The 26,313-nt window shown below is 60.7% G+C and carries 24 protein-coding genes and 1 pseudogene; 11 read left to right on the forward strand and 14 right to left on the reverse strand.

Annotated elements, in window-relative coordinates:
* Nucleotides 1–7: 7 nt before the first annotated feature.
* Together AB4Y31_RS21725 and AB4Y31_RS21730 are read right to left on the reverse strand one after the other, a co-directional pair.
* Entirely contained in the window at nt 8–1,006 is a 999-nt protein-coding gene (locus AB4Y31_RS21725; protein WP_368675728.1) for a DedA family protein/thiosulfate sulfurtransferase GlpE, read from the reverse strand.
* Nucleotides 1,007–1,340: 334 nt separating this feature from the next.
* Complete coding sequence (locus tag AB4Y31_RS21730; RefSeq protein ID WP_368675729.1) at nt 1,341–1,652, reverse strand: DUF4148 domain-containing protein; 312 nt, start codon at nt 1,650–1,652, stop codon at nt 1,341–1,343.
* Between the two features lie 191 nt (nt 1,653–1,843).
* Here AB4Y31_RS21730 and AB4Y31_RS21735 point away from each other — a divergent pair, with 191 nt between their 5' ends.
* Together AB4Y31_RS21735 and AB4Y31_RS21740 are read left to right on the forward strand one after the other, a co-directional pair.
* Nucleotides 1,844–2,662, forward strand: coding sequence for a creatininase family protein (locus tag AB4Y31_RS21735; protein WP_368675730.1), 819 nt, complete (start codon nt 1,844–1,846; stop codon nt 2,660–2,662).
* A gap of 102 nt (nt 2,663–2,764) precedes the next feature.
* Nucleotides 2,765–3,940, forward strand: coding sequence for a hypothetical protein (locus AB4Y31_RS21740; RefSeq protein ID WP_368675731.1), 1,176 nt, complete (start codon nt 2,765–2,767; stop codon nt 3,938–3,940).
* A 34-nt stretch (nt 3,941–3,974) separates the two neighbouring features.
* Here the strand turns inward: AB4Y31_RS21740 and AB4Y31_RS21745 are convergent, their stop codons facing one another.
* The 6 genes and pseudogenes from AB4Y31_RS21745 to AB4Y31_RS21770 all read right to left on the reverse strand — a co-directional run bounded on the left by AB4Y31_RS21745 (nt 3,975) and on the right by AB4Y31_RS21770 (nt 9,740).
* Nucleotides 3,975–4,649 carry an HAD family hydrolase gene (locus AB4Y31_RS21745; RefSeq protein WP_368675732.1) on the reverse strand — a complete coding sequence of 225 codons (675 nt, stop codon included), beginning with the start codon at nt 4,647–4,649 and terminating at the stop codon, nt 3,975–3,977.
* Nucleotides 4,650–4,894: 245 nt separating this feature from the next.
* Nucleotides 4,895–6,889, reverse strand: coding sequence for an NPCBM/NEW2 domain-containing protein (locus tag AB4Y31_RS21750; RefSeq protein ID WP_368675946.1), 1,995 nt, complete (start codon nt 6,887–6,889; stop codon nt 4,895–4,897).
* Between the two features lie 15 nt (nt 6,890–6,904).
* Nucleotides 6,905–7,021: pseudogene (locus AB4Y31_RS21755) on the reverse strand (DUF188 domain-containing protein); the annotation flags it as partial.
* A 1-nt stretch (nt 7,022) separates the two neighbouring features.
* Nucleotides 7,023–8,318, reverse strand: coding sequence for a HipA domain-containing protein (locus tag AB4Y31_RS21760; RefSeq protein ID WP_368675733.1), 1,296 nt, complete (start codon nt 8,316–8,318; stop codon nt 7,023–7,025).
* Nucleotides 8,308–8,595 carry a transcriptional regulator gene (locus AB4Y31_RS21765; RefSeq protein ID WP_368675734.1) on the reverse strand — a complete coding sequence of 96 codons (288 nt, stop codon included), beginning with the start codon at nt 8,593–8,595 and terminating at the stop codon, nt 8,308–8,310. Before AB4Y31_RS21765 ends, AB4Y31_RS21760 begins: the two co-directional genes overlap by 11 nt.
* A gap of 233 nt (nt 8,596–8,828) precedes the next feature.
* The gene (locus AB4Y31_RS21770) at nt 8,829–9,740 is read right to left on the reverse strand and encodes an AraC family transcriptional regulator N-terminal domain-containing protein (protein ID WP_368675947.1); all 912 of its coding nucleotides are present in this window, start codon (nt 9,738–9,740) and stop codon (nt 8,829–8,831) included.
* Between the two features lie 164 nt (nt 9,741–9,904).
* Here AB4Y31_RS21770 and AB4Y31_RS21775 point away from each other — a divergent pair, with 164 nt between their 5' ends.
* Together AB4Y31_RS21775 and AB4Y31_RS21780 are read left to right on the forward strand one after the other, a co-directional pair.
* Nucleotides 9,905–10,738 (forward strand): oxidoreductase, encoded by an 834-nt coding sequence (locus tag AB4Y31_RS21775; RefSeq protein ID WP_368675735.1) that lies wholly within the window; start codon nt 9,905–9,907, stop codon nt 10,736–10,738.
* Between the two features lie 122 nt (nt 10,739–10,860).
* Entirely contained in the window at nt 10,861–11,529 is a 669-nt protein-coding gene (locus AB4Y31_RS21780) for a VC0807 family protein (RefSeq protein WP_368675736.1), read from the forward strand.
* Nucleotides 11,530–11,536: 7 nt separating this feature from the next.
* Here AB4Y31_RS21780 and AB4Y31_RS21785 read toward each other — a convergent pair whose 3' ends face one another.
* The 4 genes from AB4Y31_RS21785 to AB4Y31_RS21800 all read right to left on the reverse strand — a co-directional run bounded on the left by AB4Y31_RS21785 (nt 11,537) and on the right by AB4Y31_RS21800 (nt 15,686).
* The gene (locus tag AB4Y31_RS21785) at nt 11,537–13,546 is read right to left on the reverse strand and encodes an SMP-30/gluconolactonase/LRE family protein (protein ID WP_368675737.1); all 2,010 of its coding nucleotides are present in this window, start codon (nt 13,544–13,546) and stop codon (nt 11,537–11,539) included.
* Between the two features lie 221 nt (nt 13,547–13,767).
* A complete protein-coding gene (locus tag AB4Y31_RS21790) occupies nt 13,768–14,154 on the reverse strand; it encodes an ester cyclase (protein ID WP_368675738.1) in 387 nt (128 codons plus the stop codon).
* 185 nt (nt 14,155–14,339) lie between these two features.
* Nucleotides 14,340–14,933: a DUF1326 domain-containing protein gene (locus AB4Y31_RS21795; RefSeq protein WP_018443890.1), complete on the reverse strand. Its 594-nt coding sequence runs from the start codon at nt 14,931–14,933 to the stop codon at nt 14,340–14,342.
* 120 nt (nt 14,934–15,053) lie between these two features.
* Nucleotides 15,054–15,686, reverse strand: coding sequence for a DUF1326 domain-containing protein (locus AB4Y31_RS21800; RefSeq protein ID WP_018443891.1), 633 nt, complete (start codon nt 15,684–15,686; stop codon nt 15,054–15,056).
* A gap of 414 nt (nt 15,687–16,100) precedes the next feature.
* Here AB4Y31_RS21800 and AB4Y31_RS21805 point away from each other — a divergent pair, with 414 nt between their 5' ends.
* A complete protein-coding gene (locus AB4Y31_RS21805) occupies nt 16,101–16,412 on the forward strand; it encodes a DUF4148 domain-containing protein (RefSeq protein WP_368675739.1) in 312 nt (103 codons plus the stop codon).
* An 87-nt stretch (nt 16,413–16,499) separates the two neighbouring features.
* On the opposite strand, the gene AB4Y31_RS21810 is transcribed toward AB4Y31_RS21805, so the two are convergent.
* A complete protein-coding gene (locus tag AB4Y31_RS21810; RefSeq protein ID WP_368675740.1) occupies nt 16,500–17,471 on the reverse strand; it encodes a helix-turn-helix domain-containing protein in 972 nt (323 codons plus the stop codon).
* Nucleotides 17,472–17,653: 182 nt separating this feature from the next.
* On the opposite strand from AB4Y31_RS21810, the gene AB4Y31_RS21815 reads away from it, so the two are divergent.
* Both AB4Y31_RS21815 and AB4Y31_RS21820 read left to right on the forward strand, forming a co-directional pair.
* Nucleotides 17,654–18,895: a DUF1479 domain-containing protein gene (locus AB4Y31_RS21815; protein WP_368675741.1), complete on the forward strand. Its 1,242-nt coding sequence runs from the start codon at nt 17,654–17,656 to the stop codon at nt 18,893–18,895.
* Nucleotides 18,896–18,954: 59 nt separating this feature from the next.
* The gene (locus tag AB4Y31_RS21820; protein WP_368675742.1) at nt 18,955–19,719 is read left to right on the forward strand and encodes an aldolase; all 765 of its coding nucleotides are present in this window, start codon (nt 18,955–18,957) and stop codon (nt 19,717–19,719) included.
* A gap of 29 nt (nt 19,720–19,748) precedes the next feature.
* On the opposite strand, the gene AB4Y31_RS21825 is transcribed toward AB4Y31_RS21820, so the two are convergent.
* On the reverse strand, nt 19,749–20,156 hold the full coding sequence (locus AB4Y31_RS21825; RefSeq protein WP_368675743.1) for a DoxX family protein: 408 nt from the start codon (nt 20,154–20,156) through the stop codon (nt 19,749–19,751).
* Between AB4Y31_RS21825 and AB4Y31_RS21830 the strand changes: the two genes are divergently transcribed.
* The 4 genes from AB4Y31_RS21830 (at nt 20,155) to AB4Y31_RS21845 (ending at nt 26,305) form a co-directional block, all read left to right on the forward strand.
* Nucleotides 20,155–20,316, forward strand: a complete 162-nt coding sequence (locus tag AB4Y31_RS21830) for a hypothetical protein (protein ID WP_368675744.1) — start codon at nt 20,155–20,157, stop codon at nt 20,314–20,316. The two genes, AB4Y31_RS21825 and AB4Y31_RS21830, sit on opposite strands and share 2 nt — an antisense overlap.
* A gap of 29 nt (nt 20,317–20,345) precedes the next feature.
* Entirely contained in the window at nt 20,346–21,239 is an 894-nt protein-coding gene (locus tag AB4Y31_RS21835) for a LysR family transcriptional regulator (protein WP_368675745.1), read from the forward strand.
* A gap of 170 nt (nt 21,240–21,409) precedes the next feature.
* Nucleotides 21,410–22,498, forward strand: a complete 1,089-nt coding sequence (locus AB4Y31_RS21840) for a porin (RefSeq protein ID WP_368675746.1) — start codon at nt 21,410–21,412, stop codon at nt 22,496–22,498.
* Between the two features lie 285 nt (nt 22,499–22,783).
* The gene (locus AB4Y31_RS21845) at nt 22,784–26,305 is read left to right on the forward strand and encodes an EAL domain-containing protein (protein WP_368675747.1); all 3,522 of its coding nucleotides are present in this window, start codon (nt 22,784–22,786) and stop codon (nt 26,303–26,305) included.
* The last annotated feature ends 8 nt before the right edge of the window (nt 26,306–26,313 follow it).

A 26,313-nucleotide genomic window follows, 5' to 3' on the forward strand; every position in this document is an offset into this window, starting at 1 on the left:
TCGGCGCTCAGACGATTTTCGGGTCGGGGCTCACCGTCGAATCGTTGGCGGCGGGGCCCGGCTCGATAGGAAGCGAAGCGACCGTATACCCCGCGTCGCGCCACGCGTCGATGCCTCCGCGCAGCGGCACCACGTCGCTGAAGCCGCTATTCATCAATTGCTTAGCCATCCATGCCGCCGAAACCTCGTTAGGGCAGGAGCAATAAATCACGACCTTCTGATTGCGGCGATACGCAGCGAGAATGCTGTCGAGGTCGCGCTCATCGGCAAAGCGCGCTCCCGGGATGACGTACGGATCGAGTTGGCGCTTTTCGTCCGAGCGGATGTCGAAAATGACAGGGGGCTCCTCGCCGTCGATTAGACGATAGAGCTCGTCCACGTCGATGCGGGCCGCCGCGAGCTGACGCAGCAGGGCGCGGCGGCGCATCCAGCGAAATCCGGCGTAAAGCACGGCCAGCACGGCGACGATGAGCGCCGTAAAACGGCCGAGACGGCTGGCTCCCTCCAGCAGAACGTCGATTTCTGGCGCGAGCAGTACGCCGATCACGAGACCCAGGGCCGCCCATATCGCCGCGCCGATCCCGTCGTGTGCGAGGAACGTGCGATAGCGGGTGCCCATTGCACCCGCCATCGGCACAGAGACAATGGAAAGACCGGGCACCAGTTTCGCCACGGTGAGCACGCGCACCCCCCAACGTCCGAAGAACCGCTCGGTCTTCTTGACGCACGAGTCGCGAGAAAGGGACAGCCTGCATAGCTGTTTCAGCGTGGCGCCGCCATAGATGCGACCGGCAAAGAACCATACCGAGTCGCCGATGAGCGTGGCGCAGACTGTCAGGATCAGCACCGTGGCGAGCTGGCTGCCGATCGCAAGCGGATGAAGCGCGGCGAACGCGCCGAAGACGATGAGCGTCGGCATGGCGGGCACGGGCAAACCCAGCGACGCGGCGAGTGCGTTGGCGAATACTAGCGCGGCACCGTAACGCGCGACGAGATCGTGAAGCATCGGCTGTTTCCTGGCAAGGCGAGGCGGAACGTGGCCGCACCCGCGAATTATGCCGCTAGTTGCGCCGCTTCGCTGCAATCCCGTACCGGGGCATTGACGTACCCAACGAAAAAGCGCCTAGCCGTTCGTTCGCGGCTAGGCGAAAACCGCCGGTTTTTTCCGGCGGCGGAGGTACCGACGCGACACAGGCTGGTCGCCGCTTTCGGCAACGACCAGCCAGCTTCGTTCAGCGTGCCGACCCTCAGTTCCCCGACGACATTTCGGCGATGATTCGATGAGTGCGTCGTCGGAGCGCGGTAGGTGTTCTCTCGATGCTCTCTCGATGGCTTGGGCCTTATTCGCCGAAGTAAAGCGACTTCGCGCCAGGCGAAGCCGTCGACCGACTGCCCGATGCCGAAGTGCCATTCGATTCCCCGCCGATCGCGACCGAGCTGCCGTTCGCCGCCGCGGTACGCGTTTCGGCGGCTCGCGTGGAAATGGGGTAGTACGGATCGCGGCCGAATGCGCTGCGAGGCGCGCTCTGCTTGAACTGCACGAGGTCTGCCTGCACCTGCGCACGTGTCAACGGAGCATCCGCTTGCGCGAACGAGAGGGCGGGAACGGCGAGCACCGACGCGATCACCGCGGCTTTGACGAGCGATTTCATGTTTCTTACCTCCGAAGTCTTTTCAGCGGATCGGTTGCATCAGCCTTTCTTTCTGGCCTGCAACCCATACGAGCAGTCTATCGAGGCAAGCATTAAGGGTTAACTCCTATTCGAAGAAATCACCGTTACGTAATTGGCGATAATCGCCGTTGTGCCCGGGTGTCTTTCTGCGAGGAGGCTTCGTCACCGCCATGCGCATCTCCCTACGAAACGCTTTCATCGTGCTGGTATCGCTGCTTGCATGCCGGATCGTCTCGGCGCAGTCACCCGACAGCGTGCAGCTCGAAGACTTCACGTGGACCGAGTTGCGCGACGCCGTGAAGGCGGGCAAGACGACGATCATCATTCCGATCGGCGGCACGGAGCAAAGCGGCCCCTATGTGGCACTCGGGAAGCACAACGCACGTGTGAAGGTGCTCGCCGCGCGGATTGCGCAAGGGCTCGGGAATGCGCTCGTTGCTCCGGTGATCGCATACGTTCCCGAAGGGAGCGTCGCGCCGCCGACTTCGCATATGCGCTTTCCCGGCACGATCACGATTCCTGACGAGGTCTTCGAGAAAACGCTCGAATCGGCGGCCAACAGCTTCAAGGTGCACGGGTTCAAATACGTCGTGTTTCTCGGCGATCACGGCGGCTATCAGAACGACATCAAGCATGCGGTCGTGCAATTGAACCGCACGTGGGCCGGCCAGGCGCATGCGCTGGTGCCGCCCGAATACTATGGAACAAGCTCCGACGGCTATGCGCAGATTCTGCGGCAGCATGGCTACCGCGATGACGAGATCGGAACGCACGCCGGGCTCGCCGATACGGCTTTGTTGCTTGCCGTCGCGCCGCAGATGGTGCGGTTGAATCAGTTGCACGACGCGCCGAAGCCCGGTCCGGCGGAGGGCGTCTATGGCGGCGATCCGCGGCGCGCCACCGCTGACATCGGACGACTCGGGACCGATGCGATCGTTGCCAGGACGATCGAGGCGATCAGGAGGGATACAGGCGGCAAGTCACAATGAACCGGATCGATGCTGTCTAGCCTTGCATTGCCGGCTCGCGGGTTTTTGCTTCGGGCTTTCGTTTGCGGTCTTTCGTTTCCACATTCGACAACGGATTCCGTTATGCGTCCAATCAATCGAAATGCGCTGCGCGTCGTCTTCACGGTTTTCCTTGGCATTGCCGCGTTGTTGATTGCCTGCTCGCCCGCCGCTGCCGCGTCAAGCATTGCAACGGTTGCAGGCATGCCGGCCGTCATCGATTCTTCGAACCTCTATAGCGAGGCGGGCGCCACGCATCTCTCTCGCGCTGTCGCGGGCGCGTTGCCGCGCGTCTATGTGCCGAACCTGCGTTCCGACGATGTCTACGTGATCGACCCGGCGAGCTTCAAGGTGGTCGACAAATTCAAGGTCGGCCGCAGTCCGCAGCACATCGTGCCTTCATGGGACCTGCAAACGCTGTGGGTCACGAACAATGCCGAGGGGCGGACCGACGGCTCGCTCACGCCGATCGATCCGAAGACGGGTAGGCCGGGCAAGGAGGTGCTCGTCGACGATCCGTACAACATGTATTTCACGCCCGACGGCAAGGAGGCGATCGTCGTGGCCGAAGCGCATGCGCGGCTCGATTTCCGCGATCCGCATACGATGGCTTTGCGCTCGAGTCTCGACGTACCGCAGTGCAAGGGCATCAATCACGCTGACTTTTCGATCGACGGCAAATACGCGATCTTTACCTGCGAGTTTGGCGGCGGGCTGGCGAAGATCGACATGACGGCACGCCGCGTCGTGGGCTATCTGACCTTCGGCAAAAAGAGCATGCCGCAGGACGTGCGCGTATCGCCCGACGGTAAGGTGTTTTATGTCGCGGACATGATGGCCGATGGCGTGCACGTGGTGGACGGCGACAGCTTCAAGGCGATCGGCTTCATCAAGACGGGCGTCGGTACGCATGGTCTTTATCCGAGCCGCGACGGCACGAAACTCTATGTGGCCAATCGCGGCTCGAATCTCGTGCATGGGCCCCGGCACGGGCCCGGTAGCGTTTCCGTCATCGATTTCGCGGCGCGCAAGGTCGTGGCAAACTGGACTGTACCGGGCGGTGGAAGCCCGGATATGGGTAACGTCAGCGTCGATGGCAAGACGCTTTGGCTGTCCGGGCGTTTCGACGATGTCGTCTATGCGATCGATACGGCGACGGGCACGATGAAGTCGATTCGCGTTGGCATGGAGCCGCATGGGCTCACGGTGTGGCCGCAGCCCGGGCGGTATTCGCTCGGGCATACAGGGAATATGCGGTGAGGCGGCCGATGCCGGTAAGGGTCCCCCGGTCGGTTCACGCAGGAAGCGTCTCGACTCCGAACCACCCGGCAACGTGCTCCAATGCGCGATCGAGTGTCTCGAGCACCGTCAGGCTAACGCCGATGACGTCCTCCGACGGCGCTTTCAAATCCGGCACGGTCACGACCTGAATCCCGGCGCGATGCGCGGCGCGCACGCCGTTCTCGCTGTCTTCGAATGCAAGGCACTCGCTCGGCGATTTCTTTAGCCGGGAAGCCGCGAGCTCGTAGACGGCCGGATCCGGCTTCCCACGGGCGACTTCATCGCCCCCGGCGATCGCGTCGAACAAATCGAGCACCCCGACTCGTCCAAGCCGAGACTTGATCTCCTGTGCGCTCGAAGACGAAGCAACGGCACATGGCACGCCGGCATTGACCAACGCAGTCAGCAGGCCATGCGCTCCCGACTTGAGCGGAAACACCGGAGGATTCGTCGGAGACTGCAACCGCTGCCGAACGAACTTCAGCGCTTCCTGAAACGCCGCCTCCGCGCCAAACATCGTGGCCAGCATCGCGTGGCACTCAGGTAACGATCTCCCAATGATCTGAACATAGTCGACGGGGAGGATATGAAGTCCGAGTTCGCGTCCGGCGGCTATCCAGGTGTTCATGATCGTTCGTTCTGAATCGATCAGTAACCCGTCCATGTCGAAGATTGCCGCGGAGAACATAGGCACGAATCCTGGGGAGTGTGGGACGGACGCACTATAACCCGTGCGAACCTGGCTTTACGTGAACGTTTCCGACATAAACGTGGTTCATTTCCGCCCATGCCGGTATGCAAGCTCAATCAGCGACCGGCGCCGCAGAGACCTTTGATATTCAGGCTTGAAATAGGACCTGCGAACAAGCGCGACATTGATCATGAGCGCAGCGCACGAAGCCACGCACGCCAACAGGAGAGCACTGGCCGAATTCACCGACAGAGCAGCCGCGGTGATGCCCAGTCCGCCGTATCAAAGGCACTTTGCCCTCCCGAACGACCGGTCTGGTTCTGAATCTGTCCGCCCGTGCGGCCGAGGGCGATCAGGCGCAGCATTCCCACATTGCCTACATCGACCGAAACGCTTCTTGCTGGCAAGCCCTGCTGCATGATGCCGCTGTCAAACAGTAGCTCGCTGTCTCCCCATACCTGAAACGTGACGGCGCCAGGCACGGCGCTGCTGTCATCGACGCCGACTTGTGCGGTGAATTTCGAGCAATGCTTATCGAGGCGGTAGGCAATCTGCGCGGGAGCGCCGAGAATACCGAAGCCTTTCTCGTAAGTAGTTCCGGCGATTTTTAGTGGACCCGATACCGGTGGCGCGAGAAGATCGGCTGCGATGACAGCATCCGTGGATACGGGGGGCGAATAGACGGTCGCGCGTGAGGGCGGTGGTGCAGCATCTACCGCGATGTTCGACGTGTACGGCGACGTATCGATCCGGTTGAATGCGGCATACGCCCAATGGAGCGCATCAAGTGGTACCGAGCCAGACAGCGCCGGCTCTTTTCCTTGGATCACCAGTAGAGTCGTTCCATGCGGCGCAACCGTCGCCTCATAGGAAGATGAGAAGACGCCGAGGTCTTTGTGTGCCCAGACATCCCGGACGGAGGCGGGACTTTTCGCGAGGCCTAGATCGGCGAATTTCACTTTGATTCGGGCCTCGACGTTGCCCTCGTTCAGCAGCGCGACAGCACGAGAGCCGGCGCGGCTTAGCGGTTTCGCCAGTACGTGTATGTCGCCCTGGGGTCCAGGCCTCAACGCAATTTCGGATGCGGCGAAATGCAAAGAGTCCTGATCGATTGCAATCACCTCTCGATTGGTGAGTAGTCCGAGCGCTCCGTTATCGAGCGTCAGGTCATTGCCAGCGATGAGCGGCGCCGACATCATGGCCCAGATCGACATATGAGTCCGTGCCTCGGCGGGCGTGAGAGAGCCGTTGCCGATTTCGAGCGAATCCATATCGATGACAAAACCGGGCTCGACGTATGCCGACGACAGGACCCTCGCGACATCGATGTTGTGTCGGATGCTGTCCCAGTTCGCCCGCACGTCTGACGCGATGCGCGCGGAATCGCCAATGTCCATTGCGGCCCAGCTATCAGGTGTGTGGATGAACTGATCCAGCCGGGTGACGTACGGGACGTCGAGATAAACCGTCTTGCCGGAAACGCGCGCGAAGGAATCGAGGGCCATACGAATTTCGTCGAAACTTCGCGCAGTGCCGTCACAGTCGTCAAATTTGATCAGATCGACGCCCCACGACGTAACGGTTCTTACGTCCTGAGCCTCATGTCCCAAACTGCCCGCGTACAACACGCCACCGCCACCACGGCCAATACAGGTGACCGTGTAGTTGGCAAGGTAAATGCCGAGCTTCAGGCCCTTGGCGTGAATGTAATCGGCGAGGGCCTTCATTCCATCCGGAAACTTCCGCGGATCAGCCTGAATGTTGCCCTGCGCATCACGGCCTTTCATCCAGCCGTCGTCGATATTCACATACTGGTAGCCGGCGTCTTTCATTCCGTTGGAGGACATCGCATCGGCGATCGCCTTGATGAGGTTCTGATCGACTTCCCCGCCATACCTGTTCCAACTGCTCCACCCCATTGGCGCAGCGTTGAACCGGATTCGGCTACCCATGCCCCTAGGGCCATTTTCCGGTTGCGCAAGAGAGCGGGTGGAATCGCGCGGATGCTCGCCGAGAGAGGTATCGCCGCCGTTAGAGACGTTTTCAGGGGTGTGGATGGAAGCCGCGGGTGGGCGAAATACCGGGGATGTGCATGCTGTCATCAGGAATGCGGCGAGTGCCCACGCTAAGAAAGACGCCATCGGAAGGCCAGCCGATCGGGTTGTCTCGGCAAGTCGCGCACCACCGCTGCCGGAATTGATTCTGACCGTCTGCAGCGACGTAGATTTTCTGTACATTGATGTATCCACGACCAGGGCAGCGGCGGCAAGAGGTATCTCCGCGGTAATTACGAGGTCGCCTTTCGCGACGAGCTCAACGATGCGGTCGTCCGCGGCGGTGCAACGACCTGAAATTGCGATGCCGCGCAACTCAGCGTGCGAGTGCTTTCAACATCTCACCAATCGGCATGAAGCGTATCGAGTTGAGTATCCGCATCTCTCCCGCATCCGGTGTCGCAATGCCAACGACTGCGTTGAACGTCTCGTCGACACGCGCGCGGAACGACTCGAGCATCGCGTCGAGCAGGCGCTCCGCGCCACGAGCCGGCAGCCCAAGATCGTCCCCGAACTTCAACATGTTCGGCCTAGACATATCCGCAAAGTGCGTGGCATCGCCGATAGGCATCGTCAGTTCGCAATTCGGCCACTGATCTCCTCGCTCGGGCTGATACGTTCTAGTGTGATATACGACCGTGCTCACGATGTCATAGAACGGCGCTAGCATGTAGCCAAGGGGCGTCACGAAAAACGAAAGGTTTTTTAGGTGCGCGTCGCCGTTACCGACAAGCACATTGAAGACGGCCCACCTGAAAATCTCCAGCCGGGCGTTGGCCCGAGTATTGGTGCTTTCTATGGCCTCCCGCAGTCTTTGTGCGTTGGCGCCATCGTACTTGAAATCCTTGGAGAAGTTCAGCAGCTGAGCCGCGTCGATGACGTGCAGTCTGCGTGTGGGCTGCCTCGTCGTCGTGGCCCGGTCAAAGCGGTTGGCTATGTAGCACGGAGTCGGAACGCGAACGAAATACGTCTCGGGCACGGGCAGCGCCACGGCGCGCGCAAGTCGCATGCAGAAGAACTCGTTGATCGCCGAGTGGGGATAGCCCGCCGCGCGGGAGTCGGGTTTGAGCAGTTGCATCGATGGTTCACTGCCCTCGGGTTCGAAGAGTTCGCAGTCGGGCGGCTCACCGAGCATCGTCACGAGGAGCTTCGGCTGTGCGCCTGCTGCTGACATGCGCTTCGGCGCATCGGCTGTCAGCGGCCGTTGTGGCATCGCGTGAATACGAGCCTCGAGGTCCACGAACGAGAGCCGCCGCAATCCGCCCGGCGGCTCATTTTCGTCGGGCGCCAGGAGCGTGAGCGCACCGGCTGACTCGCGCCCGTAGTAACTGAGAAGACCCCAAGCGTCGCTCCGGGCGATCCTCGCTTCGCGCGCGAGCGCCGAGCGCATGCCTTCCTCGGGAAGCAGATTGTCGAAGAACCACTGCACGGGACGGTTGCTCGACCCGTCCACGAACGGCTCTTCGCGCAGCGGGAACGCCGGCGACAGCGGGAACGCGTTTTTGGAAATAAGCCATCGTGCGTCGTAGGCGAAGGACCAGATATCGTCCTGGTCTTCCACGACTCCCATGCGTTCACCATTCGCCCAGGCCACAAGTTGCTTATTTGACATGCGGGCTCCTGCGCGTGCGACGAGCCTGCTCTGCTACCTTCGCTGAAATCGCAACAGAAGTCTGAGCACGCAGGATGATGCCCAGTTCGGCGAGCAGGACAAAGACCTTACCGATCTGGGCTGTCGGTTTACCCGCCTCGACTTGCGATATGAATTTGGGCGACAGCCCCGTTACATTGACAAGGTCATCGCGCGTGAGCCCCTGTGCGATACGTGCCGCACGCACGACGTTCCCAAGCGCCCCAACGTCAGTAATGGGGAAATCTGATTGGTCCACGATGGCGTTCTCATTTTCGTATCCGAGCGGGTACATAATATCAAAGACGGCCGGACGCTCATCAAAAAGGTGCCGCTCGGGTACGAATCTCGCGAGAGGAGGTCAACTTTAGTTCGCTCGTACCCGATCGGGTACGAATCTCTCTCGGAAAATATTCCGCCAGCCATTTGGTATCCGATCGGGTACGGTCGTGCGCTCCTGGAAGCAGCTCTCGCACGAAGGGTTGGCCGCCTTCAATGCGACGAGATGTAATCCGGGTTTGCATGTGCTGGAGGTATCGCAAAACTCTCCTGCATCCGTTTCGTCTCCGCCGCCGGCGGCAGGCCAAAAAGCCGCTTGAATTCACGATTGAATTGCGACGCGCTCGCATAGCCTACTGCATGGCAGGCTGCCTCCGCAGTCATGTCCTGACGCACCATCAGCAAACGCGCTTGGTGGAGTCGTATGGACTTCACATACTGCATCGGCGATGTCCGCGTAATCGCCTTGAAGTGGGCGTGAAATGTAGGCACGCTCATGCCCGCCTCGTCGGCCAACTGTGAGAGATCAAGTGGCTCTGCGTAACCGGCGTGAACGCGGCGCAGCGCCTTGCCGATCTTGCCGAACTGTCCTTGCATCGCCAAGGCCGCGCGCATCGCATGGCCTTGCGCGCCCGTCAACACGCGGAAATATAACTCGCGCACGAGCGCCGGCCCGAGAATCGCGGCGTCGAGAGGGTGATTCATCGCTTCCAGGAAGCGCAACACAGAAGTACGCAGTGCGGAATCCATCGGACTCGACATCATGCTCTGCGGCTGGTCCGTTCGCACGGAGATGTCATGGCGATCCAGCTCGATCATCAACTCCGCGGCCGCCTGAAAGTTCAGATGCATGTAGATGGCCAGGAGTGGGCGGTCCGGCGTCGCGTCGGTTTCCATTGTGAAGGGCACCGGTACAGCGACTGCCAGATAGTGCTGCTCGTCGTACAGATAGAGCTGGTCGCCGAAATAGCCCCGTTTGCTTCCCTGACAGACGATCACAATGCCGGGATCGTAGAGCACCGGCGTGCGCGACAACGCGTGGTCCGAGCGGAGGATGCGCACGTCGGGCAGCGCGGTGAGGTTGTATCCCTCGTCGGGTGCCAGTTTCCGAAGCAAGTCCACCATGCGCCGCCGGTCACTCGAGGAGGAGTTCGAGTCGTAAGTCTTCTTTTTCATCGCATGTTGGCTCGTCTCATAGGAATAGGCAATACAAGCAGAATATTTGACGTAAAAAAGCTCCGGCTCAAAGAATACTATGCAAAGTTCTTCGATCGACTGGAGTGACTCGCATGCCATCCCCCAAAATTCTGCTCATCACCGGCGTCAGCAGCGGCTTTGGCCGAGCGCTGGCCCGTGAAGCGCTCGCCGATGGACATCGTGTGGTCGGCACGGTCCGCAGCGAAGACGCAAAGAAGGACTTCGAAGCGCTCGATCCGGCCAAGGCCGTGGGCCGCCTGCTCGATGTGACAGACTTCGATGCGATCGATTGTGTCGTCGCCGAAATCGAGGCGTCGGTCGGTCCGCTGGATGTCGTCGTCAATAACGCCGGATATGGCCATGAGGGAGTCATGGAGGAGTCCCCGCTCGCGGAAATGCGGCGGCAGTTCGACGTCAACGTGTTCGGAGCGGTGGCCGTGATGAAGGCCGTGCTGCCTTACATGCGAGCACGCCGGCGTGGACACATACTCAACATCACTTCCATGGGTGGATTCATCACGATGCCGGGCATCGCCTACTATTGCGGGAGCAAGTTCGCGCTCGAAGGCATTTCCGAGGCGCTCGGCAAGGAGGTCGAACCGTTCGGCATCGCTGTTACCGCGGTTGCGCCGGGTTCATTCCGCACCGATTGGGCGGGCCGATCGATGACGCGCACGCCTCGCTCCATTCCCGACTATGACGCGATCTTCGATCCTATCCGCAAGGCCCGCGAGGAAAAGAGCGGCAGGCAGTTGGGCGACCCGGTAAAAGCCGCGCGCGCGATGCTGGCTGTCATCGACAGTGAGTCGCCGCCGACGCACCTACTTCTCGGGAGCGACGCTCTCGCGCTCGTACGGGAAAAGATGTCGGCGCTCGCTAGTGAAATCGAGAAGTGGGAGGCGCTCACGCGCTCGACGGACGGATGAGAGGGGGCGAGCCGTTCGGATGGCGACGGGTTTCAAAAGAGACCAAAGGCCGGCGAGTGCGCGATCTTCTATACTTCGGTTGACCTCGTCCCTGTTGCGAAGGGTGCAACGATCCGTTCGTCATGAAAATCAAGGCCGCCGGCTTAGCCCTCGAACTTGCCGTCAATCTCTTGCTGCCCTGGCTAATGTACCGCCTGGCGCTGCCTTATGTCGGCCGCGCCGGCGCTCTCTACGCATCGGCGGTGCCGCCGCTCGTCTGGAGCCTCGCCGGATTTGCAAGATCGAGGCGCCTCGACGCGCTTAGCGTCTTGGTATTGGTGGGGATTGCGCTGTCTATCGCGATGATGGCGCTCGGGGGGAGTCCGCGCATTCTTCTCGTTCGTGAATCGCTCGTTTCAGGCGTGATCGGCGTCGTCTTCCTGCTCTCGCTCCTCCGCGATCGGCCTCTCACTTTCTATCTCGCTCGCGCCACTGTCGCTCGCGAGAACGGAAGCGGCGCAGCACGCTTCGAGGCACTCTGGCACGAACGTGCTGCCCTTCGCGCGTCGATCCGCCTGATGACGCTGGTCTGGGGCGCGGGGCTCACTGCGGAGACGCTGTTGCGCTGCTGGCTAGCATGGCACTGGCCCGTCGAGCGCTGTCTCGTTGTTTTGCCATTCATCAGCTACTCGATCTATGGCGGCCTGATGCTGTGGACCTTCTGGTTCCGAGGCCGGTTGAGAGCGCGTGAACAGTCGTCGATTGGCAGTGTGGCGGGGCAGCCTGACGGGACGTCGATACATCGCGGTTAGCGTGCCCTTACAAGTGAAAACGATAGACGACGATGCTCGAGTCGTTGAAGTTATCCCTGGTGACCACATACTCCCCGGTTCCTTCGTTGAAGTAGGACCTGAGGCTGTACATCGAATCGACATCATCGCCGACGCTCACGGCATTCGGATTCGAGTTGTTCAGCGTAGCGTCGAGTGTGCCCGTCGTGAGATTGAACGCATCGATGTCTTGAAGCACGTCGCGGCTCGGCACGGATTGCCCCGAATACACGTACCCGACGAAGAGATAGTTGGCCGACGCGGTGATCGACCTGGGCGTTGCACGGGTGATGTTGATGACGGGATTCGGCGCGGACGTATTGCCTGCTCGCCAGCCGTGATACACCTCGATCCTCGTTCCCATCTGCGACCAGTCCGCGCTACCGGCCACACCTTGCGCGAGGATCATCGTATCGCTTTCGGGCAGGTAGATGATTCTGGTCAACGGTTGCACGGACGTTGGCACGGCTGTCGGAACGCCTGCTCCCCAAATCGGCGTGCCGTCAGCCTTGAAGCCGGTCAGCGAGTAGTGCCAGATCTGGTTCGTGCCATCCAGGCCAGCCCAAACGTCCCCGTTGGAGTCCAGGCAGAACCCTCCGGTGACGAGCGCAGTTGTCCTGAAGGTGTTGAAGGGTCCGTTATTCGGGAGTGCGCCATCGGGTATGGCGATATAACCATTCGCCTTGTTGAAGTGATAAAAGAAGAAGTGGGCTGGGCTTTGCCCGGATGCTACGAGAATGCGATTGAGCGGTTTGCCAGGCCGGCCGATAAATGCCATCTGAGCGAAGTTCTCGTCGCGGTCGCCTGTCTTGCTGGTAAGGCGGGGATCCGATGGGTAAGCAATCGGATCGATCGTGTTCGCTACGAATGTGCCTCCGGCCGTACCGGTGTAGATGTTGCTGCTCGAGTAGAAATATTGACCGTAGGTGATCGCATCCGGGACAGGGTCGGGACTCGGTCCTGGCACACCGTTCACTTCGAATCCAAGCGATTGAAGCTTCCATATCGGGTTGCCGGATGGGTCGAACGCGTGAAGGTCGGTGCCGCCGTGGCGCGCGAGGTCCCAGGTTCCGCCCCATGGGTTAGTGAGCACGTATAGATTGCCAGTCGAGTCTTTGCCGATGCCGGCTACGCGCGTGAAGCGCTTGTCGCCAATCTGGCCTTTGACGCCGTACTTCGTATCGAGGTAGCCGCCTCGAACGCCGAACGTGCCTGCCAGGGTTGGCCTGCGCGTGATGTGGTAGTACTTGATGTTCATGTCGGGCCCTTCATCGCCGACCCACAGATCTTGAGTCGGTGCGTCATAGTAGAGGGCTGACGGTCGGGACGTGGATGCCATCCTTATTGTGTCGAGGAGCGCACCGGTCGGACTGAATTTTCTGATCATGCCTCTGTCCTTCTGCGCGACCCAGAGGTTGCCTGCCCCATCGACGGCGAGGGCGCCGGGGCTCGATACAGGAATGTCCAGCTGCGACGCTCCATCGAGCGTATAGACGCGAACGCGGTTTCCAGGGAAATCGCTCGCGTAAAGAAGCGAGCCCGAAGTCGCGAGTCCAGTGACGACATCCGCCCGCTGTTCGGACGTATCGGCGCTCACCGGAATGACGAGATCGCGTGTTTGCGTGCTGCGGTTGTAGCGTCCCACGAATCCGCTACCGCCGATCGCGCTGTTAAATTGCAGCGCGGCGAAGACAAAAGTGGCATTGCCTGTAATGGCACTGCCCTGAAATTCGTTGTGAAGCCCGATAGAGCCTTTGTTTTCTCCGCCCTGATATATCGCAATGCCACCTTCGCGCTCGTCCCAGATCGACGCCGTATATATCGTGCCCTCCGGTGCTACCCACATAGACCGCGCTGCGTTGCCGACATGGGTGGCGTCGGTTCCGAATGTATTCGCCACCCAGTCGGTCGTGTATTGGGATTGGGTTTGCGCCAAGCAGGGGGACGCGTTCGCCGCGGTCAACACTGCCGCGACAAATAGGGCGTGAATTCTCTTCATGGGGCACCGGGAGCAGGCTGTGGGGAGGGCTGCTGTCCGCCAAGTCGGCATCAAGCTGAATCAGCTTAGTTAATCGTTGGGCATAAAAAAAAGAAAATATATTGCCAACCCCACTGCCTGACGGCGCCCGTCCCTGAGCCGATCCTCGAGCTGTCGGAGATCGAGAAGGAGGCTGTGCCGTTGTTGCGTCCCGCGCTAGCCGCACAATGGAATAATGACCGTCACAATTGCGCTTCGATTCCCGCCTTGTCGATGACCGACCATACCCGTGCGATCTTTCCGTCACGAAACGCGTAAAACACGTTCTCCGTAAAAGAGATCCGCTTGCCGCCGATGTCGAGTCCGAGGAAACGGTGCGTGGGACTGCAATCGAACGCCAGACGGCTCGCTACGACAGGTGGCTCGACCACCAGCAGCTCGATGATGAAGCGCAGGTCCGGTATGTCGCGTACGTCTCGTTCCAGCATTTCTCGATAGCCCGATAGCCCGATCTGTCGACCGTTGTGAATGACGTCGTCGTCGACGAACTGGCCGAGGGAGGACCAATCCCGCCTGTTGAGGCAATCTATGTAGTGGCGGTAAACGTTGCTGAGGTTTCGCTCGCTCAAAATGGCCTATCTCCGTCTGCTTCTATCGTAGGGTCTTCGAGACAAGCACGTTCGGTACCATCGCAATGACTCGGGCAGGGCGGCTGACGGCGCGCTGGGCCGCTGCGGACGCGTGCATGATGACGCGTCCGCAGTTTGCATCGGCAGGAACGCCGCTGCGCCGCGGTCGCTCGGTTCGGTTGCCGTTATGCGCTCCAGTCGAACTCGGTAATCTCCGCGTGGCCCAGGCTTTCCCATTGCCGCATATCGGGATCACGCCAGGAACTGCCTTTGCCGTTCGCGAGCCCAATGTCATCGCGGAATGCGGCCGCGCCATGCAGCAGGCGCGTGATCTCGCCAGTAGCACCGCGCAACGGTTTGGCGATCGCCACGCCGATTTTTCCCACTGTAATTCGCGTTTCATCCGCGCTGCTCTGGATATCGATCGGCGCATCGACGGTCGGCAGCCATTCCTTGACGAGTTGCCCGACTACTTCATAGACGCCGCCCCGCTCGCCCTTGAACAGTGGCTCGAGCGCGGCCCGCTGCTCGGCTGAAACCGAGGAATCGAAGTAGATGCGTCCAACGCCCTCACCGCCGAGGAAGCCTTTCGGCCAATCGGCAACCCACGCCAATTTGGCGCCGCTTACGTCAACGCCGTCGACATCGCCACTGCCAATGTCGACCCACTGGCCGCCAGAGCACCAGACCTGATCGCCTTCCAACTCACCTAGCACGCAAGGACAGCCCACCTTGCAACTGCATGGCGCATAGTAAGTTCCCACAATATGCCAGGCCATAGCATGCCTCCTTTTGTTCGCAGGTTATCGAACGCGGCACAGCACGCGTTCCCGTGCCATGCCGCCGCCTGCGGCAGACCTGCAGGCGATTTCAGGGATTGGGGTGTCGCCCCTGGAGCCTCAGGCGTTACTCCAGTCGAACTCATTGAGCTGAGCGTAGGTGTTCTCGTGGCGCATGGCGAGCGGCTCTGGCGCCGTTACCGCCAGGCGTGCCACGCTGGCCATTTCCGCCTTCTTGTACTCGAAGCCGTTCGGCAGTTCGATACGTGCGCGATGTTCCTCGCCGGTGACCGGATTCTTGATCGGCTCGATATCGCACTCGGCGAGCCCGGAAATGCGGAGTGCGCCGGTGCGGCGTTCGCGATCGACCTGCAGCTCGATCGTGGCGAATGCCGGCTCGAGCGTGTGTGGGCAGACGCTCGCCATAATTTCAAAGTATGTTCCGCCTTCTTCACCACTCTGGATCGCCGCCAGCGCTTGCCGCTGCTCAGGAGAGGCCTGCTCGTCAATGATCCATTGACGGGTGCCGTTACCTTCATGGATAGCGCCGGGCCAACGCACGATCTGAGCGAAGCGCAGGCCGTCGAGGCGAGTGGCGCCGTACTCGCCCGCACGGATTTCGTAACCGATGACCGCCTCGCAATGACCCGTGGTAGGCAGCGCGTTGAACTGACATGGACAGCCCCATGCGCAGTTGCAGCTCGCCACTTCTTCACCGGCCATGCGCCAATTCACCTTGGTCGAGCTCTCCATGGTTCATTCCCCTACCAGTACTATCTACAGTCGATCGCAAGGGTCGATCCGCCGGGCGATCGTCGACAGTAAGACGCCTTGATCGCTTAGCTGACTCGAGGATTAGTAATTAAGTCGTTATAGCGAGTCCGCCGGAGTCCATCTTTCATTTGGTAAAGGTTAGATGCCGCGCGATGCGAAATCTAGCCGATTGTGTGCTCTGGTGACTTGCCGAAACCAGCGTGACGCCTACCGTTGCGACAGGGAGGCCGGAACAACGCTTGCTGTTCCTAAGGCAGATCAAAGCGACGAGCGGTGCTGAGGCGTAAGCACACGCTCGGCAAAAAGGGACGCAGAGCTTGACGCGGAGATGCCTGTCGCGGTGAGACGCCAGTGGCCGTGGCTGGCGCGATAGAAGCGAAGGACACACGTATTATGAGAAGGCCGTCTGGAATACAGCCGATACTTGCCGCTTTGGCGATTTTGCTCGCTGGGTGTGCCGCCGGCGGCATGCCATATACGGGGCGGCACCTGACTCCAACGGAGTGCCGTGACCTGGCGGCGCTGAAGACCAACGCGCCGCCTACAATGGCGCAACACCATAGCGAACTCACTGCGCTGAGGAAAGCCGGCTACGACCCATCGCCCTGGTATGACGATCCGTACTACCCGGACGATCTACAGGCGGCACAGCGCCTGGTCGACTATTGGTTCCAAACAGAGTGCCAGCAATCTCAACCCCGCTGAAGAGCCCGTTCGCCGTTGCACTGCATAGCGCGCCATGGGCGACAGTCGGAGCGATGTCAGGCCCGCTGGCTCGCATCAGACAGCGCATCATGACGCGAGCGCTTTTGCGTTAGACCGAGTACTGCTTGCCGCCTTCCGCTTGACTTCGAGAGATGGCGAGCGCTCCGTAAGTGGCGGTGATGAATCGAACCGCGAGCCTTTGAACTGCTGCCGGTATGCCGCGGGTGTCATCTCCTTCGTCGCTTTGAACTGCCTGTTGAAGTTGGCTACGTTGTGAAAACCCGATCGAGCGGCGACAACGGATATGGGCATCTCCGTATCCGTCAACATGCGGCAGGCGTGACCGATTCGGACTCGGGCGATGTACTGCCCGACGCTTTCGCCCAAGTGCCGCGCGAAGTGCCTCGTCAGCGTGCGTTCGGACAATCCCGCCGCCTTCGCAAGTGCCGAGAGTTTCAATGGCTGCGCGAACTGGGTGTCGATCAATGAAAGGACCCGGTTGAGCTGTTCCGGCTCGTAACCGCGGACAGCACCGACGCGTGTTTCGAAAGCGCCCGGCGACGCCAGAGGTTCGGCGGGCAAGTCTGACAACCAGACGAGGATATCCAGCACTGCCGCCAGCCTTTCTCGGGCATTGGTGGAAAGCAGCCGATCGAGTTGCGTGCGCATCCGGGTACCGGCACCTTCGGGGAAGACCAAGCCGCATGCGGCTCGTCGCAGCAGGTTGCGCAGGTCTGCGTATTCCGCGCACAAATCAGCCAGTCGCCGCACCCATGAGCCGTCAAACCATACGACGATGGCGACTTGCGGCTCGGCCGGATCGATAGAGCGATTCGACGACCACGTATGTGGGAGATCCGGTGGAACCAGCACCAGGTCGTCATCGCCGTAGGCTGCGACGGAATCGCCTATGTAACGCTTCCCACGGCTGTTCATCGTCAGGGTCAGCTCGTACTCCGGGTGGTGATGCCACTCGAACGGAATTCGCGTCAGACGCCGGTGGTAAACCCTGACGGAACAGCTCTCGCCGAATTGAACGTGCTCGTAAGCGGCTTTCATCGTAAAACTAGCCTCGGTTTGAAATCCCGCCCTTCAGCGCGGCGAGCGGGCTCTCGGCATGAAGCCCGGTTCTGCGCAGTTGCTGTCCGGAATTGCAAAATGATTGGCCCGATCGTATCACTATCGGAGGCATCGCCGTCGTACGCTTCTCGGGTCAGCAATCACGATATGGAGACGATGCCATGGCCCTGCAAATCAACGACCTCTCGGCTGCAATCAGGCGGGCGAAGCGCGAACTGCGCGAGCAGTTACCCAACTTTAAAGCAGTCTTCGCAGACATCGAGGCGGCGATCATCGATGAGGCCGAGCGCATTGCGAAACTTCGCGACAAAGGCGAAGCCGTCATTCCCGAAATCGGGTTCGACGACATCGTTCACAATCGCGTAACCGCGGACGAGATCGCGCTTGTCAAGGCGCGGGGCGCCTGTGTCATTCGCAATGTCTTCGACCGCTCGCTCGTCGAGCAGTGGGACGACGACATCGCCCAATACGTCGAGCGAAACAATCTCGATGCGAAACTGCTCAACCGGGCAGAGGACAGGTATTTCGGTCAGCTGGCGTCGAGCAAGCCGCAGATTTACGGCGTGTATTGGTCGAAACCGCAAGTGATGGCACGCCAGTCCGAGGCACTCACTCTGGCGCGCGTGTTCCTGAACAGGTTATGGAAGGCGGAAAGTGAAGGCCGCGTTCACTTCGACCCGAATCATGTTCCCGTATACGCCGACCGGTTACGCCGCCGGCCGCCGGGCTCGGAATCGCTCGGGCTCTCCGCGCATTGCGACGGCGGTTCGGTCGAGCGCTGGATCGAGCCGAATTTCCGCAAGGTCTACCGGCACGTGTTCTCCGGCAACTGGCGCAACTATGACCCGTTCGACGCGGCATGGCGAACCGAGGTCGAGGAGATTCCTTCGCCGGCGGTCTGCTCGATGTTCCGCACTTTCCAAGGATGGACGGCACTCACTCCGCAAGGCCCTGGCGACGGCACGCTTCAACTGGTGCCTATCGCCAACTCGATGGTCTACATTCTCATGCGCGCGCTGCAAGACGACGTCGCCGATGACGACCTGTGTGGCGCAATGCCGGGCCGGGCGCTCTCCATCAAGGAGGCGTATCACGCTCCGTTGTTTCGCGCCCTCTCGTCCATTCCCCCGATGCAGGCGGGCGACACCGTCTTCTGGCACAGCGACGTCATCCATGCCGTCGAAGATGCGCATCGCGGCAAAGGCTACAGCAATGTGATGTACATCGCTTCTCTGCCGTCGTGCGCGAAAAACGACGCATACCTCGAGCGCCAATTGCCGAGCTTCCTCGAAGGGAAGAGTCCGCCCGACTTTCCGGCTGACCATTTCGAAACCGACTTCGTCGGTCGCGCAACGGCCGAAGACCTGACTGCCTTGGGCCGCTCGCAAATGGGCTTGGACTGAGTCCGCCTGATCCGCGATACCATCCACGAGAATGACTCTCGTAGACCTGGAGATGCGAAATGACCGATGCGTCGCGCTCGAGCACCAAACCGACCGGCAGGGAGGACCTCTTTCACGATCGCATCGTCGAAGCTTTGCGAGACGATCTCGCGCTCGCTTTGTGCGCGGCCGCGCACTTCGGTCTGGATGAGGGCGTCTGCAATCACTTCAGTGTCGCACTGCCAAGCGACGACGGGTTGTTCCTGCTGAATCCGCGCGGGTTGATGTGGAGCGAGGTCGCCGCGGACGATATCGTCATCGTGGATTCCGCTGGCAGCGTCGTCGCCGGCCGTCACGAAGTGGAGCCGACGGCAATGTTCATCCATGCCGCGATTCACCGCCTCGCGAAGAAAACCTGCGTGTTACATACGCATATGCCGTACGCAACGGCCCTGACGCTCACGACGAATTGCGGGCTCGACACGACGTTGTCACAGAACGCGATGCGTTTTCACGGCCGTGTGGTGCTGGACCGCGCGTACAACGGCCTCGCGCTCGATGAATCCGAAGGCGAGCGCATTGCGCATGCGTTGGCGGGCCGGGATATCGCATTTCTCGCCAATCACGGCGTCGTCGTCTGCGGAGACCGGATCGATCACGCGTTCGACGATCTCTACTATCTGGAGCGCGCGTGTGCGGCGCAAGTGCTCGCGCTATCGACAGGGGTCGGGCTCAAGCCCGCGACTGCCGATGTGGCGGAACGAGTCGCGCGCCAAATGCAAGGCGAGCGGCTGCAATCCGAAATGTTCTTTGCGGCGCTGAGAAGGACGATTGGGGCGTCTTGACGCGGAGCTGAAACACAGCCCGCCGGCAACTACCCCTTGCTCGGAGCCGGCCGCAGCGCATAAGCCCCATCGCCGAGCAGGAACAGCACGACGAGCGCAACAGCCCAGAACGCCGGATACTCCCATCCGCCGCCCTTGTTCGTGAAGAGCCACCCATTCGCGCCGTGCACCATCGCGATGGTGCCGAGCATTTCAGCCGCGAGGGGCAGCGCGATCCACGATGCATAAATACCGAGAATCAAGGCGATGCCGCCGACGACCTCGAGCACGATCGTCAAGTAAGCCGCAAACGCGGGCAAGCCCAGCGATGCGAAGAAGCCGACGAAACCGGGGATCGAGAACACGAACAGCTTCAGGCCGACGTGTGCGAGAAAGAGGATGCCGAGGCTCACGCGCAATAGCAGCGAGGCGAACGGTGCGGTCTTTGGGTTGATCATGGCGATACCGACGATTGAGGCAATGCTGTTCGAGAAAGACGACGGCACCGAATCGAGTGCGAGCAGAAAAACAATAAGGACACCGAATGAAAGGCATGCCGTCGAAGCCAGGGCAAACGATACGGTCGCCAGAATGATGGATCAACTCGGCTATGATTGATCCATCATTTACTCCTGGTTGATGATCGGATGGATACCCTCACGAGCATGCAGGTGTTTCGTCTCGCGGTCGAGCTGAAGAGCTTTGCCGCCGCGGCCCGCAGGCTCGACATGTCGCCGGCGATGGCCAGCAAGCACGTCATGCATCTCGAGCAGCGCCTCGGCACGCTGCTGCTCAATCGGACGAGCCGGCACCTGAGCCTCACCGAGCCGGGCGCGGTCTATTTCGAGCATGCGCGGCAAATGCTCGACGATCTCGAGGACATCGAATCGGCCGTAACGAAGGCAAGCGCCGCGCCGCGCGGCATGTTGCGCGTCAGCGCGCCGGTCTGGATGGCGAATCCGGGCTTCATCGGCGTTCTGAACGAGTATCGCCAACGTTACCCCGGCGTGCGGCTCGACGTCGACCTGTCCGGGCGGTTCGTGAATCTGGTCGAGGAGGGCATCGATCTGGCGCTGCGTGCGACGAACCCGGTCTCATTGAGCCAGACGCTCATTGCGCGGCCGATCGCGCCGGTTACCTTCCATGTCGTTGCGGCCCCCGAGTATCTGCGCCGGGCCGGAAGGCCCACGCGCGCCACGGAGCTCGGCGATCACGCGGTGCTCTCGTATTCGCTGCTGCCGGGCGGCAACGGCTTCGACGTGGAGGGTCCTGACGGCGTCGAATCGGTCAAATTCGAGCCGGTCCTCCAAAGCAACAACGAATCGCTGCTGAGACTCGCCGCCCTCGAAGGCACGGGCGTCGCGTTCTTGCCTAAGTGCCTCGTCGCGCGCGACGTCGAGGCGGGCCGCCTGGAGGTGCTGATACACGACTATCGGCTCTTCGGCACCCAGCTATATGGCGTCTACCAGAATCGAAAATATTTGTCGTCGAAAGTCAGAACCTTCCTCGATTTCCTTTGCGAAAAGCCGTCCATAGCGTAAGCGTGTGAGCGGGAAGTAATTTCTGCTGATGCGTGACACAGGCTTTTTTTTTGACTTTCGTCAATTTCACCACGGACGAGAATCGCCTATGCTTGAGGCCAGGCGTGCGTGACGTCCGGCTGCAATGGCGCCGCTCGAAAACGAACAACAGCACGACTTGGGGGTCGGTCATGAAGCAGTGGACGATCTGTGCCATGCTTTGCGCGTTGACAACCTCTGCTCACGCCGAGGATTTGCTTCAGATTTACGGCATTGTCGATGGCGGTGTCGCTTATGCCACGAACATAGCCGGTGCCCATAGCTGGTTTCAGACAAGCGGTGTCGCGCAGTCGGACCGCTGGGGCTTACGCGGTTCGGAAGAACTCGGAGGCGGGAACCGCGCGATATTCCGGCTGGAAAACGGTTTCACTCTCAATGATGGCCGATTTTCACAAGGCGGACTCGAATTCGGCCGGCAGGCGTTCGTGGGTATCGCAAGCGACCGCTTCGGCACGTTGACACTCGGCCGGCAGTACGATTTTATGACAACGAACCTGACGGTTTTTTCGTCGGGAACGTTGACGCCTTCCGTCTTCGCGTTTCATCTCGGCGATCTCGATCGACTAGGCGCCGAGCGCATCGATAACGCCGTCCGATATGTCACGCCCCAATTTGCCGGATTTCAGCTCGGCGCACTCTACGCATTCGGCGGCCAGCCCGGTAATTTTTCCTCGCATAGCGCGGCCGGTTTTGGCGCGTCCTATGTCATGGGCGCATTCAGAGCCGGCGCGGCTTATACCGAAATTCACGACTATACGGCGGTATTCGGAATCGGCACGACGGTGCTCGGGGCGCCGCTCGTCGGAACGTCCTCGCAAGGATTGCTGCCACGTTTTCAGACGTTCGACAAGTTGACGGGATCGGGCATCGGCGCCAGTTATCAACTCGGGCCGGCCCTGTTTCACGCGCTCTATACGATGGTCGATTTGCGCAAAAACGGTGCAAGCGAAACGTTGCGAACGGGCGAGGGCGGTGTCAGATATTCGATCAGTTACGCGCTCTCGCTTGCGGGAAGCTATGCGCGTTCTACACTGGCAGGCAAAGGATGGAACCAGTTCGTGGGCGGCGCCGACTATTTGCTCTCGAAGCGAACGGACATTTATCTTAACGCGGTCTATTTGCACGCGAGCTCCGGGGTGCGGGCCGAACTGTTCGGGGTGCCCGCCTCGTCGTCGAACAGCCAGACGGTCGTTACGCTGGGGATGAGACACGCGTTTTAGCGACGTTGTGGCACGGCTGTCGAATTGGATATCCGCGACTTTTTTGATCTAGGTTAACTTTCGGATCCGATTCATACGATATTTTGGGGTTTGTGTTGATAGGGTTTTGCTAGGTTGAAAGGGCACGCCAAAACGTTATCCTCATAACATACGGATTGAGGTTTTTCTGAGCTCTCCAGCGCAGCAAGTGCGGCGAGTCGAGGGGGTTTTTGTTTTAGAAAATATGCGCGATTATTTTTGCTGAAACCGGTTTTTCCATGCCGGATTTTCAAATGATGGGCCGAAATGGTTTCCTGGGCAAACGAGCGGTTGATGCGCGGTGTCGAGCGATTTGGCTCGGTGCCCACTTTTATGACGGCCGATTCCGGCCGTCGCTTCGCGGCGCGATGGCATCGCGTGGAGACTGTAGTGTGCGCGAGAATCGATCTAATTCGGCGTTTGCTCGGCCAATACTATGGGGGTGGGCTGGCATTGGCCGCGCTGCTGCTCGGTCTTGCCGCGACGTTGACAGTTTATTCGCTGCTTGGCGGATTCGTCGAGCGTGAGGCGCGGCTTCGTTTCGAAAACGATTCGCGAAACGTCGAGCATCAGATCGCGACACGTGTTCGACTGTATTCGGACGTGCTCGTGACGATGCGTGCATTGATGAGCGCCGATGACGAGGTGAAAAGAAGCGAATTCCGCGACTTCGTGTCCGGGCTCGATTTGCCGGGCCGATATCCGGGCTTTCAGACGCTCAATTGCGCGTTCTATCTGCGCGATACCGATCTGGACGCATTTGTCGCGCGACAGCGTATCGATCCGGCGTTGCAAAGCGCGGGAGTCGAATTTAGCGTGCATCCGCGCGCTCAGCGCGCGATGCACGAAATACTGACTTACGTCGAGCCGCTCGGGCGTAACACGGCGTCGCTCGGGGTCGATCTCGATGCGTTGCCGGACCGCGGCAACGCTTTGCAAACATTGCGCGATACGGGTGAAGCGGTCAGCAGCGGTCGATTGATCTACGCGGAGCGCGGCGCCGAGTACGTTGGTCTCGCGATGCGTCTGCCCGTCTATCGCAGAGGGATGCCGACGGCAACGGTGGACGAGCGTCGCCGCGCCTATGTCGGGTCGGTCGGTGCCGGCATCAGAGTGAACGACATGATGGCTGGGCTCTTGAGCGCTGAGACGTTACTCGCGCTCAGATACCGCATCTACGACGCTGGGAGCGTCTACGGCCGCCAGTTCGCACCTTCGGATGCTCGGATGCTCTATGACAGCGTCGGCGGCGTATCGGTAAGCTCTGCTGCCGCGGCGAGCGGAGGCGTCAATCACCTCGATTCCGATAGGCGCAACGGCAATGGCGGGCGGCGTGCAGTCGTTCCCGGCGCATCGACGAGCCCGCCGTTCACACGCAGCACCACGCAGCAATTCGCGGGGCGGCGCTGGGTCATCGTATTTTCAGCGCAGCCTGCGGCGTTGATGGGCTCGCAGCGCTATCTGCCAAACGTCGCCCTGCTATCCGGGCTGGTCATTAGTCTGCTGTTGGCGAGTCTCGCGTATGCGCTGTCCACCTCGCGATCGCGTGCGCTCAAAGTGGCCGATGACATGACGGTCGGTTTGCGTGAAAGCGAAAGGGCGCGAGCCGAAGCGCAACGGATCGCGCATTTGGGAGACTGGCGCGTCAATCTAGGCAACGGCGCCGCGCATGTTTCGAACGAGATGGCGCGCCTCGTCGGTCTTGGGCGAGGGTCACCCACCGTGAAGATGCTGGCGCGGGCCATCGAATGCGCCGATCGCCCCGCGCTACTGAGTCATCTCAAGCGGACACTCGAGACGCGAGAGCCGTTCGAGCTCGAATGCCGCTACCGCTCGTTACGCGGCAGGCGTGGGTGGCTGCGCATCATCGGTCATGCGTGCGGTGAGCCAGGCAGCGGTTGGCTGCGCGGCACCGCGCTCGAGGTGACGAAGCAGAAATCGATCGACCGTGCCCGCGAGCTGGAGCATGCGTTCACGCTTCAACTCGCCACCGCCACGAACGACACGGACGTATTCGCCGGGCTCGTCACGCTATTGACGAGCGGCATGAATTGGGACGCGGGCGGGTTCTGGCCGGCCCAGGCGGGCCGTCAGCAGTTGCTTCGTCCCGTGTACTCGACATCCGTCGCCGCGCTCGAACAGCGTCTGCGTGCGCAGAGCCTCAAGCCGCCGATCGACGACGCGCCCATCGCTCCGCGCTGGTCCACCTCACGTGCCGCTTCGCCGCGGCTTCCCGCGTCCGGAATTGTCACGACGTTCTCGTTTGCGCTGCATACGGGCAAGGAACTGCTCGGCGTGGCGGAATTCTATTCGCGCGAACGGCGCCACGTCGAGCCTCAGGCGCTTGCGATGGCAAGCTCCATCGCAAGCCAGATGAGCCATTTCCTGCAACGCCGCATGGCCGAAAGCAATCTGCAATTTCTCGCCAACCACGACGCGCTCACGGGATTGCCGAACAGGTTGATGTTCAAGTCGCACCTCGAGGATTCACTGTCGCGCGCGCATGCGGAAAAGACGGCGCTTCACGTGCTCTTTATCGACCTCGACCGCTTCAAGGACATCAACGACTCGCTAGGCCACAACATCGGCGATCAGATGCTGCGCGCCGTCGCCGAACGCCTCGGCGAGCGCGTGCCGGAAGCCAATATGATCGCGCGCCTCGGCGGCGACGAATTCATCGTGCTCCTCGAGGACCGTGGCGATGATGCGGCGAACTTGCGTAAGACCATCGACGTCATTCAGGCCGCGCTGTCGGACCCGTTCTCCGTATGCGGGATGCAGTTGCAGGCGACTGCAAGCATCGGCGTGAGTTCGTTCCCGCAGGATGGCAGCGATGCGCAGACGCTGCTGAAGAACGCCGATCTCGCGATGTACGGCGCGAAACAGCGAGGCAAGAACACATTCCAGATGTACGCGCGCCAAATGAGCATGTCGCTGCAGCAGCGCGTCGAAATGGAGTCTTGCCTGCGGCAGGCCGTCGAGAACCACGAGTTCACGCTGTTCTATCAGCCACGCGTCGATTTGCGCACGAATCACTGCACCGGCGCGGAAGCGCTCATTCGGTGGAACAGTCCGAAGCTGGGACTCGTCATGCCGGCCGATTTCATTCCGCTCGCCGAAGAGACCGGAGACATCGTATCGATCGGCGCATGGGTGCTGCGCGAGGCGTGCCGCCAGGCGGCGGAATGGCGAGCGGGCGGGCTCGGCGACATTCACGTGGCCGTCAATCTTTCGGCCCGCCAGTTCGCCGATACGCGCCTGCGCGAGACCATTCTCGAAGCACTCGAAGACGCGCGGCTGCCGGGCCACGTGCTCGAGCTCGAGCTGACCGAGAGCGTGATCATGCGCCAGCCCGAGCAGGCGGTCCACTTGCTCTCCGCGATCAAGAAGACGGGCGTGCGCCTTTCGATCGACGACTTCGGCACCGGTTACTCGTCGCTCGCGTACTTGAACCGATTCCCGATCGACATCGTGAAGATCGATCGCTCGTTCATCCGGCATCTGCCCGAAAGCCATAGCGATGCACAGATCACGAGCGCTGTGATCGCACTGGGACACAGCCTCGGGCTGACGGTCATTGCCGAAGGCGCCGAAACGCAGTCGCATATCGACTTCCTTCGCAAGGAGGGATGCGACGAGGTACAGGGGTATTTTTTCAGCCGCCCCTTATCCGCCGGCGATATGAGGATCTTCCTCGATCGACCGGTTCAACCGGGGCGCGGCGCCGCGTCGCTGCCCCATTGCACGGACGTGCGGAGTTTAGGCTCCGGGCGTTCGATTCATAGCTGAGACGGAGA

This window comes from Trinickia sp. EG282A, assembly GCF_040965455.1.
Taxonomy (GTDB): Bacteria; Pseudomonadota; Gammaproteobacteria; order Burkholderiales; family Burkholderiaceae; genus Trinickia; species Trinickia symbiotica.

What these genes read in the sequence shown, in the direction of transcription:
- AB4Y31_RS21725 (WP_368675728.1), bottom strand. Translation starts at nt 1,006, where the DNA reads ATGCTTCACGATCTCGTCGCGCGTTACGGTGCCGCGCTAGTATTCGCC.
- AB4Y31_RS21730 (WP_368675729.1), bottom strand. Translation starts at nt 1,652, where the DNA reads ATGAAATCGCTCGTCAAAGCCGCGGTGATCGCGTCGGTGCTCGCCGTT.
- AB4Y31_RS21735 (WP_368675730.1), top strand. Translation starts at nt 1,844, where the DNA reads ATGCGCATCTCCCTACGAAACGCTTTCATCGTGCTGGTATCGCTGCTT.
- AB4Y31_RS21740 (WP_368675731.1), top strand. Translation starts at nt 2,765, where the DNA reads ATGCGTCCAATCAATCGAAATGCGCTGCGCGTCGTCTTCACGGTTTTC.
- AB4Y31_RS21745 (WP_368675732.1), bottom strand. Translation starts at nt 4,649, where the DNA reads ATGTTCTCCGCGGCAATCTTCGACATGGACGGGTTACTGATCGATTCA.
- AB4Y31_RS21750 (WP_368675946.1), bottom strand. Translation starts at nt 6,889, where the DNA reads ATGTACAGAAAATCTACGTCGCTGCAGACGGTCAGAATCAATTCCGGC.
- AB4Y31_RS21760 (WP_368675733.1), bottom strand. Translation starts at nt 8,318, where the DNA reads ATGTCAAATAAGCAACTTGTGGCCTGGGCGAATGGTGAACGCATGGGA.
- AB4Y31_RS21770 (WP_368675947.1), bottom strand. Translation starts at nt 9,740, where the DNA reads ATGGTGGACTTGCTTCGGAAACTGGCACCCGACGAGGGATACAACCTC.
- AB4Y31_RS21775 (WP_368675735.1), top strand. Translation starts at nt 9,905, where the DNA reads ATGCCATCCCCCAAAATTCTGCTCATCACCGGCGTCAGCAGCGGCTTT.
- AB4Y31_RS21780 (WP_368675736.1), top strand. Translation starts at nt 10,861, where the DNA reads ATGAAAATCAAGGCCGCCGGCTTAGCCCTCGAACTTGCCGTCAATCTC.
- AB4Y31_RS21785 (WP_368675737.1), bottom strand. Translation starts at nt 13,546, where the DNA reads ATGAAGAGAATTCACGCCCTATTTGTCGCGGCAGTGTTGACCGCGGCG.
- AB4Y31_RS21795 (WP_018443890.1), bottom strand. Translation starts at nt 14,933, where the DNA reads ATGGCCTGGCATATTGTGGGAACTTACTATGCGCCATGCAGTTGCAAG.
- AB4Y31_RS21800 (WP_018443891.1), bottom strand. Translation starts at nt 15,686, where the DNA reads ATGGAGAGCTCGACCAAGGTGAATTGGCGCATGGCCGGTGAAGAAGTG.
- AB4Y31_RS21805 (WP_368675739.1), top strand. Translation starts at nt 16,101, where the DNA reads ATGAGAAGGCCGTCTGGAATACAGCCGATACTTGCCGCTTTGGCGATT.
- AB4Y31_RS21810 (WP_368675740.1), bottom strand. Translation starts at nt 17,471, where the DNA reads ATGAAAGCCGCTTACGAGCACGTTCAATTCGGCGAGAGCTGTTCCGTC.
- AB4Y31_RS21815 (WP_368675741.1), top strand. Translation starts at nt 17,654, where the DNA reads ATGGCCCTGCAAATCAACGACCTCTCGGCTGCAATCAGGCGGGCGAAG.
- AB4Y31_RS21820 (WP_368675742.1), top strand. Translation starts at nt 18,955, where the DNA reads ATGACCGATGCGTCGCGCTCGAGCACCAAACCGACCGGCAGGGAGGAC.
- AB4Y31_RS21830 (WP_368675744.1), top strand. Translation starts at nt 20,155, where the DNA reads ATGGCGATACCGACGATTGAGGCAATGCTGTTCGAGAAAGACGACGGC.
- AB4Y31_RS21825 (WP_368675743.1), bottom strand. Translation starts at nt 20,156, where the DNA reads ATGATCAACCCAAAGACCGCACCGTTCGCCTCGCTGCTATTGCGCGTG.
- AB4Y31_RS21835 (WP_368675745.1), top strand. Translation starts at nt 20,346, where the DNA reads ATGGATACCCTCACGAGCATGCAGGTGTTTCGTCTCGCGGTCGAGCTG.
- AB4Y31_RS21840 (WP_368675746.1), top strand. Translation starts at nt 21,410, where the DNA reads ATGAAGCAGTGGACGATCTGTGCCATGCTTTGCGCGTTGACAACCTCT.
- AB4Y31_RS21845 (WP_368675747.1), top strand. Translation starts at nt 22,784, where the DNA reads ATGGTTTCCTGGGCAAACGAGCGGTTGATGCGCGGTGTCGAGCGATTT.